The organism is Pseudomonas sp. Sample_24, assembly GCF_004307605.1.
Taxonomy (GTDB): domain Bacteria; phylum Pseudomonadota; class Gammaproteobacteria; order Pseudomonadales; family Pseudomonadaceae; genus Aquipseudomonas.
On record NZ_RCNW01000481.1, the window covers coordinates 1 to 7,164 of the forward strand.

The 7,164-nt window shown below is 58.4% G+C and carries 6 protein-coding genes and 1 pseudogene; 2 read left to right on the forward strand and 5 right to left on the reverse strand.

Annotation, left to right across the window (positions count from 1 at the left end; all coding sequences use genetic code 11):
• Together D8V06_RS27860 and D8V06_RS27865 are read left to right on the forward strand one after the other, a co-directional pair.
• A pseudogene (locus D8V06_RS27860) lies at nucleotides 1-134 on the forward strand (molybdenum cofactor biosynthesis protein MoaE); the annotation flags it as partial.
• A 297-nt stretch (nucleotides 135-431) separates the two neighbouring features.
• Nucleotides 432-1,208 (forward strand): ABC transporter substrate-binding protein, encoded by a 777-nt coding sequence (locus D8V06_RS27865; RefSeq protein WP_056853656.1) that lies wholly within the window; start codon nucleotides 432-434, stop codon nucleotides 1,206-1,208.
• Nucleotides 1,209-1,315: 107 nt separating this feature from the next.
• Here the strand turns inward: D8V06_RS27865 and D8V06_RS27870 are convergent, their stop codons facing one another.
• From D8V06_RS27870 to D8V06_RS27890, 5 genes are all read right to left on the reverse strand, one after another.
• Nucleotides 1,316-1,957: a PAS domain-containing protein gene (locus D8V06_RS27870; RefSeq protein WP_130932241.1), complete on the reverse strand. Its 642-nt coding sequence runs from the start codon at nucleotides 1,955-1,957 to the stop codon at nucleotides 1,316-1,318.
• 108 nt (nucleotides 1,958-2,065) lie between these two features.
• Nucleotides 2,066-3,193 carry an FAD-binding oxidoreductase gene (locus tag D8V06_RS27875; protein ID WP_056853654.1) on the reverse strand — a complete coding sequence of 376 codons (1,128 nt, stop codon included), beginning with the start codon at nucleotides 3,191-3,193 and terminating at the stop codon, nucleotides 2,066-2,068.
• Between the two features lie 141 nt (nucleotides 3,194-3,334).
• A complete protein-coding gene (locus D8V06_RS27880; protein ID WP_130932242.1) occupies nucleotides 3,335-4,288 on the reverse strand; it encodes an ornithine cyclodeaminase family protein in 954 nt (317 codons plus the stop codon).
• Between the two features lie 135 nt (nucleotides 4,289-4,423).
• Complete coding sequence (gene rhlB, locus D8V06_RS27885; RefSeq protein WP_130903622.1) at nucleotides 4,424-5,911, reverse strand: ATP-dependent RNA helicase RhlB; 1,488 nt, start codon at nucleotides 5,909-5,911, stop codon at nucleotides 4,424-4,426.
• A gap of 108 nt (nucleotides 5,912-6,019) precedes the next feature.
• Nucleotides 6,020-6,676, reverse strand: a complete 657-nt coding sequence (locus tag D8V06_RS27890; protein ID WP_056853651.1) for an alpha/beta hydrolase — start codon at nucleotides 6,674-6,676, stop codon at nucleotides 6,020-6,022.
• Nucleotides 6,677-7,164: the final 488 nt, after the last annotated feature.

Consider the following 7,164-nt stretch of genomic DNA (forward strand, 5'->3'; position numbering starts at 1 on the left):
ATGCCTGCGCCTTTGTCATGGACTACCTGAAAACCCGCGCGCCGTTCTGGAAGAAGGAAAATACCAGCGACGGACCGCGCTGGGTGGAAGGGCGTGACAGCGATCATGCTGCGGCGGATCGCTGGAAGCAGTAATTGCTGTAGCGTCCTTCAGTCAATCATCGCGGGCAAGCCTTGCTCCTAAAAGTTTAGCGCCGTCCCATCATGACGCGAAACCTGTAGGAGCGAGGCTTGCCCGTGAAGGGGCCATCTGCATCGCCAACGACTCATCTATTTACCACCCGACCACCGGCCGGCACGGGCTGCATTTGTCCGATTGACGATTTATACATAAAAGTCCAGTATGGAATTATAAGTACAAAAAAGGCTTTGCCCCGTTTCTGCTCTTTCTTCTGTCTTGCCAAACCAACAACAACCCGCGAGAGAACGAACATGAAGAAATTCCCCCTCATCACCGGTCTGGCCCTGAGCCTGTTGGCGTGCAGCTCTGTATTTGCCGCCGAGAAAACCTTGCGCATCGGTATCGAAGCGGCATATCCACCGTTCGCTTCGAAAACCGAAAAAGGCGAGATTGTGGGTTTTGACTACGACATCGGCAACGCCCTGTGTGCGCAGATGAAGGTCAAGTGTGTGTGGGTCGAAGGCGAGTTCGACGGTCTGATTCCTTCCCTGAAAGTGAAGAAAATCGACATGGCCCTGTCGTCCATGACCATCAACGAAGATCGCAAGAAGTCAGTCGATTTCACCCACAAGTACTACTTCACTTCATCGCGTCTGGTGATGAAAGAAGGTGCGGTGGTGGACGACCAGTACGCCAGCCTCAAGGGCAAGACCGTCGGAGTGCAGCGCGCCACCACCACGGACCGTTATGCCACCGAGGTGTTTGAACCCAAGGGCATCAACGTCAAGCGTTACGGCAACAACGAAGAGATCTACATGGACCTGGCGGCCGGTCGTCTCGATGCGATTTTTGCCGATACCATTCCACTCAATGACTTCCTGATGATGCCGCGCGGCAAGGGCTATGCGTTTGTCGGGCCAGAGCTGAAAGACCCGAAATACGTGGGCGAGGGCGCGGGGATTGCAGTGCGCAAGGGCAATACCGAACTGGTTAGCCAACTGAATACAGCCATCGACGGTATTCGGGCGAATGGCGAGTATCAGAAAATTTCCGAGAAGTACTTCAAATCCGATATCTACGGCGACTGATCTACCGCCATCGCCAGCAGGCTGGCTCCCACAGGTTTTGTGTACACCGCACATCCATGTGGGAGCCAGCCTGCTGGCGATGGGGCCAGATCAATCCCTGCAAATCTTCAGCCCTTCAATTCCTTCAAATGCTTGTACACCGTCGCCCGTCCCATGTTCAGCACATTGGCGACATAGTTCGACGAGCTCTTGCCCTTGAAGGCACCTTCGGCATGCAGGGCCAGCACCAGCTCGCGTTTGTGGTCGCGGGTCAGCAGGTTCAGGCTCAGCTGGCGCTCGCGCAGCCAGGCGTGGAGGAAGGTGTTGATCCGTTCCTGCCAGTCATCGCGGAACAGTGAGTCCGGTTGCGGGATCAGCTTGGTCGGCGACAGGAACAGGTCCAGCGCGGCCTTGGCGTTTTCGAACAGCGAAATATTCAGGTTGATGCACAGCACGGCCAGCGGCTGACCTTCGCTGTCGCGCAGTACCGTGCTGAGACTGCGAATCTTCTGTCCATCCCAATTCAGCTTTTCGTACGGCCCGATGTTTCGTTCGCTGACGTCGTCGCTGAGCATGTCCTCCAGTGCGGAGTCGTCGCCGATTTCCCGTTTCGACAGGTTGTTGGCGATGTAGTCGACCTTTTGCGTGCGCAGGTCGTGCAGCACCACCTCGGCATGGGGAAAGAACAACGTGGCGATGGCATCGGCGATCGCATGGAAGTTATCCAGGGACGAGTCGTTCAGGGCCGGGTCATTTTCTGGGGCGTTCATGGGGTGCGGCTCTTCATACAGTAGAACTCCGGGCAACTTCAGCGCCCCGCAATACGGGGCTCTGAAAGTGTGCCGCAATCATGTCGGCGCGTCACCTGAGGTGGTGAATCAACCCAGACGAGCGAGGGAGAGCATTTCGGCGCTCAGACCGAAGCGGGTCAGTTGTTCGGGCAGGGCTTCACCACGGACCAGCGCGGCACTGGCCTGACCCATCGCGGGTGAGGTCTGGATGCCATAACCCCCTTGAGCCGCCACCCAGAACAGCCCCGGCACCTGCGGATCGAAACCTGAAAGCAAGTCGCCATCACTGACGAAGCTGCGCAGGCCGGCCCAGGTGCGGGTCGGGCGGCGGATCGTCAGGGTGGTGGCTTCTTCGATCTGGTAGATGCCCATGGCGATGTCCAGCTCTTCAGGCTGCACGTCGTGGGGTTCAACCGGGTCGGCGTTGGCCGGCGAGCCAAGGAACATCCCGGCGTCGGGTTTCATATAGAAGGACTCGTCGAGGCTGACCAGCATCGGCCAATGATGGATATCCACACCCTCGGGGCCAGCGAAAATGAACGCGGCCCGGCGTTTCGGTTGCAGGCCCAGTGGTTGTGCACCGGCTAGCGTGCCGATCTTGTCGGCCCACGCGCCCGCAGCATTGATGATGATGGGAGCGCTGAAAGTCTGGCTGTTGGTTTGCACCTGCCAGGCACCGTCGGCATCACGGCTCAGGCCGAGCACTTCAGTGTCGGTGTGCACTTCGCCGTTGTTGCGACGGATGCCACGCAAGTAACCCTGATGCAGGGCGTCGGTGTCGATGTCGCTGGCGGTCGGGTCGTAGATGGCGCCGTGGACTTTTTCCCGGCGCAGGATCGGCAGGCGTACACAGGCCTCCTCGGCGCTGAGCAATTGCATCTCCGGGACCGTAGCTTTGGCGCTCAGGTATTGATTGTTCAATTCGGCCGGATCACCGGTGAAGTCCACGGTCATTTCACCGCGCGGCGTCAGCAGCGGGTGCTCGCAGAAACCGCTGGGCGGGTTGTCGAAAAAATCCCGGCTGGCCTGGGTCAATGCACGAACCTGTGGGGTGCCGTAAGCCGCGGTGTACAGCGCAGCGGAACGTCCGGTGGAGTGATAGGCCGGATGGGATTCACGCTCGAGTACCACCACTCGCCCGTGCTGCGACAGCCAGAAGCCCGTGGAGGCGCCGGCAATTCCGCCGCCGATGATGATGAAGTCTGCCTGGCTCATGAACGTCTCCTGTAGGGGCGCAATTGCCGAAATGGTTGAAAACTCCTGTAGGAGCAAAGCTTGCTCGCGATGACGCCAGCACATTCAACATGAGTGTTGACTGACATGCCGTCATCGCGAGCAAGCTTTGCTCCTACGGGTTTATCTGATGTCAGGGGTGAGACGGTAAATGGCATTGGCCAGCGCAATGTCTTCAAGGCCAAGGCCAATCGAGCGGAAGAACACGTGACGGTCGTAAACGGGACGCGCCACCTTCTCGCTGAGCAGATCCGCCAGGTCGCCGACGATCGCGTTTTTGTCCCAGCCATGCTGCTCGCCGGCGATCAGCATTTCACCGGCCGAGCCTGGGGTGGTCAGGCGATAGTCACAGAACACCCGCATGTCATTGAGGCTCTGTGGTGGCACTTCGTGGGCACGAGGAGCATTGGTGCTGATCGAGGTGATCAGCGCCGGTTTGTTCAGGTTTGACGGGTCGATCACCGGGCCGGCCGATGAGGTGCAGAGCATGATCACATCCGCGTCCTGGATAGCCGTTTCGCGGCTGTCGACGATCTTCAGGCGAGGTTCGATGCTCTTGAGCTGGCTCATGGTTTGCGCATCTTCGCTCAGGCCTGGCGAGTACAGGCTGATACTCTGCCAGTCGCGCAGGTTTTTCGCGTAATGCAGGTGCGCTTGAGCAACCTTGCCGCTGCCGATGATCGCCAGGCGAGTCACGTTCAAAGGTGCAAGTGCATCGACCGCCACCACGGTAGTCGCGGCGGTGCGCGCCGTGGTCAGTTCGCCGGCATCACACAACAGCAGCGGCTGACCGGTCTGCATCGACATCAGCAGGGTCCAGGCGGTCACCAACGGCCCCTGTTCGCGCACGATGTAGGGCGACGTCTTGACGCCGTAAACACCGTCTTGCGCCAGCACGCCCAAGTAGTTGATGAAGTCGCCCGCGCCATTCGGAAACTCCACAAGATGCTGCGCCGGTTGCACGGCTTGTCCGGCGGCCAGGTCGCGAAACAGTTTGCGCATGATCTGCGGCACGTCGATCTGTGTCAGCAAATTGCGAGCCTGGGCTTGGGTGATCACATGAGGCGTACTGGACATGGGCGGCTCCGGACATGGAATAAACTAATTTGTCTATTATGGACTTTTTGTTTTAGCGAGCAAGCCCTGTCGAAAAAGCCGGACGAAAAAAAAGCGCAGTCCGTTTCCGGCTGCGCCTTTTTTGCACGTTGTCCGTTACGGACGCTTGCGCTCAACCGCCCGCAACAGATGCGTCGGTGGTGTTTCACAGCTGATTTTCTTGCCCAGCAGCGCCTCGATGGACGGTAGCTGGTAGGAGTCATCTTCACCGGCAAAGCTGATGGACACCCCATCAGCACCGGCGCGACCGGTACGACCGATGCGGTGCACGTAGTCGTCCGGGACTTCCGGCAGGGTGAAGTTGATCACGTGGCTGATGCCGTCGATGTGAATACCGCGACCGGCAACATCGGTAGCAACCAGTACGCGAATCTTGCCTTCGCGGAAGCCTTCCAGAGTCTTGATGCGCTTGTGTTGCGGCACATCGCCGGACAGTTGCGCAGCGTTGATGCCATCGCGCACCAGGCGTTCTTCAATGCGCCGCACTTCATCCTTGCGGTTGGCAAATACGATTACCCGTTCCCAACCGTTGTCGTTGACCAGGTTGTAGAGCAGTTTGTATTTGTCGGCACCGGCCACGGCGTAGATGTGTTGCTCGACGTTTTCGCTGGCCACGTTGGTGACTTCGATTTCGACGATCGCAGGATCAGTGGTCCATTGCTTGGCCAGGTTCATCACGTCTTCAGTGAAGGTCGCGGAGAACAGCAGCGTCTGACGCTCGGCCTTTGGCGGCGTCTGGCGAATGATCTGGCGCACTTGCGGGATGAAGCCCATGTCGAGCATGCGGTCGGCTTCGTCGAGCACCATCACTTCGACCATGTCCAGGTGCACGTCGCCACGCTGGTTGAAGTCCAGCAGACGGCCGGGAGTGGCCACCAGAATGTCGCAGTGGCGGGCTTCGAGGTGCTTGAGCTGCTTGTCGAAGTCCATGCCGCCGACGAACGTCATGACATTGAGCCCGGTGTACTTGGTCAGGTCGGCGGCGTCCTTGGCGATCTGGACGACCAGTTCGCGGGTCGGGGCGATGATTAAGGCCCGCGGCTCACCCATGTAGCGCTCTTTCGGCGGTGGGGTTTGCAGCAGCTGGGTGATGATCGAAATCAGGAACGCCGCGGTTTTACCGGTACCGGTTTGCGCCCGACCGATGGCGTCTTTACCGGCGAGGGTGAAACCCAGTACTTGCGCCTGGATCGGCGTGCAATACGGGAAGCCCAGGTCCTGAATGGCGTGCATCAGTTCAGGAGCGAGTTTGAAATCGTGGAAGCGGGTTTTGCCTTCCTGGGGTTCGACGACGAAGTCTTCGAGTTTCCAGGGAATGACCGGGGCTTTTGGCTTCGGTTCACGGCGGGGTTTAACGGGTTTCGGGGTTTCGCTGCGCGGTTGCTCGGCGGCGGTTTGCGCAACAGGCTCGGCGGCCGGCGCGCTCTTGGGCTCGTGTTTCGGTGCCGCTACAGGGGCGGTCCGGCCAGGCTGTTTACCGTCGGTGCGGTGGCCGGGAGTGTGAGACGGAGCGCTGGGGACTGGCGCGAGTTGCTCAGTCTCGCTTTTACCGAACATTTTCTTGAGTGCTTTGAGCACGGTCATCTCATCAATTGGTTAAGGAATGTACGCCGGCCAGTGTAATGCAAGAAACGGGCGCGGCGTAGTGGGATGGATCAAAGGGCTGTTTTAAGCAAAAAATCGCAGGAAAGTTCAACGCAAGCGTTCGGCAAGCCAGACACCAAGGTCGCGGATCTCTTCGGGTAACACTTCGTGACCCATTGGGTATTCCTGCCATGTCACGGTGACACCACGCTGCTTCAAATGCTCGTAGGCGCTGCGGCCCATCGAGTTTTGCACTACATCGTCGTACTGGCCATGCAAGCACAGCACCGGAATACGCTGCTGACTGGCGGACAGCTCCAGTTCGTCACTGAAGGTCGGGGCATAAGTGGAGAGGGCTAGTACGCCACCCAACGGTCCCTGCCATTTCAGGAAAGCGGTGTGCAAGACCACCGCGCCACCTTGGGAGAAACCGGCCAGGAAAATGCGCGAGGCGTCTATTCCGATGGCTCGCTGCGTGTCGATCAACTTAATGATTTTTTGTGCGGACTCTTCCAGCTGCTCACGGTTGATCGCGCGAGCCGGACTCATGGCCAATATGTCGTACCAGCTGGGCATCTCGTAGCCACCATTGATGGTGACCGCACAGGTTGGCGCCTGAGGCAGAACGAAGCGTGTGCTCAACAAGGTTTCCTGCAGGGCTTCAGCCACGGGCAGGAAGTCATAGCGATCGGCGCCCAGGCCGTGGAGCCAGATCACGCAGGCGTCTGCGGGCTTGACGGGTTCTAGGATCAAGGGCTCGGTCATGTTTGCTCCAATATTGTGCGTGCGCTCTCATTCAGTGCGAGGGGTGAGTGCGCGTCTGGTTGATCAGTTACGAAGATGTCGCAAGGTTACAAGTTTTGCTATTGACCTGTCGCTTAACCGCTTAAGCGGGCGGTGTGGTACGGGCTTTGCTATAGGGAAGCGCGTATGAAGAATCCCACAACTGTCGGTAACACTATCAGGCCATTGTTGGCAGTGGGATAGCAAAAAATCCGGTAATGGATGTTCGCCAGTGGCCGCTACGGGCTTCGCGAACGTGAAAGGGCTACAGCCCGTTCGGCCGATTGGTGAGAAGTGAGTTGTCCATGATGTGGATTTTCTCCTACTAGACTCATGGCTACGGTCCTACGTCGGTTGACCCTAAAAAAAACCAACACGGGTCAACAACGCCTCAAAAGGGTGCGACAGGACTCACGCTCCGACACAACAAGAGCAAAACTGGAGGTTTGAATGAAGATGTTGAAATCCAC

Excerpts from the sequence above, each read along its gene's own strand:
- D8V06_RS27865 (WP_056853656.1), top strand. The coding sequence starts at position 432 with ATGAAGAAATTCCCCCTCATCACCGGTCTGGCCCTGAGCCTGTTGGCG.
- D8V06_RS27870 (WP_130932241.1), bottom strand. The coding sequence starts at position 1,957 with ATGAACGCCCCAGAAAATGACCCGGCCCTGAACGACTCGTCCCTGGAT.
- D8V06_RS27875 (WP_056853654.1), bottom strand. The coding sequence starts at position 3,193 with ATGAGCCAGGCAGACTTCATCATCATCGGCGGCGGAATTGCCGGCGCC.
- D8V06_RS27880 (WP_130932242.1), bottom strand. The coding sequence starts at position 4,288 with ATGTCCAGTACGCCTCATGTGATCACCCAAGCCCAGGCTCGCAATTTG.
- rhlB (WP_130903622.1), bottom strand. The coding sequence starts at position 5,911 with ATGACCGTGCTCAAAGCACTCAAGAAAATGTTCGGTAAAAGCGAGACT.
- D8V06_RS27890 (WP_056853651.1), bottom strand. The coding sequence starts at position 6,676 with ATGACCGAGCCCTTGATCCTAGAACCCGTCAAGCCCGCAGACGCCTGC.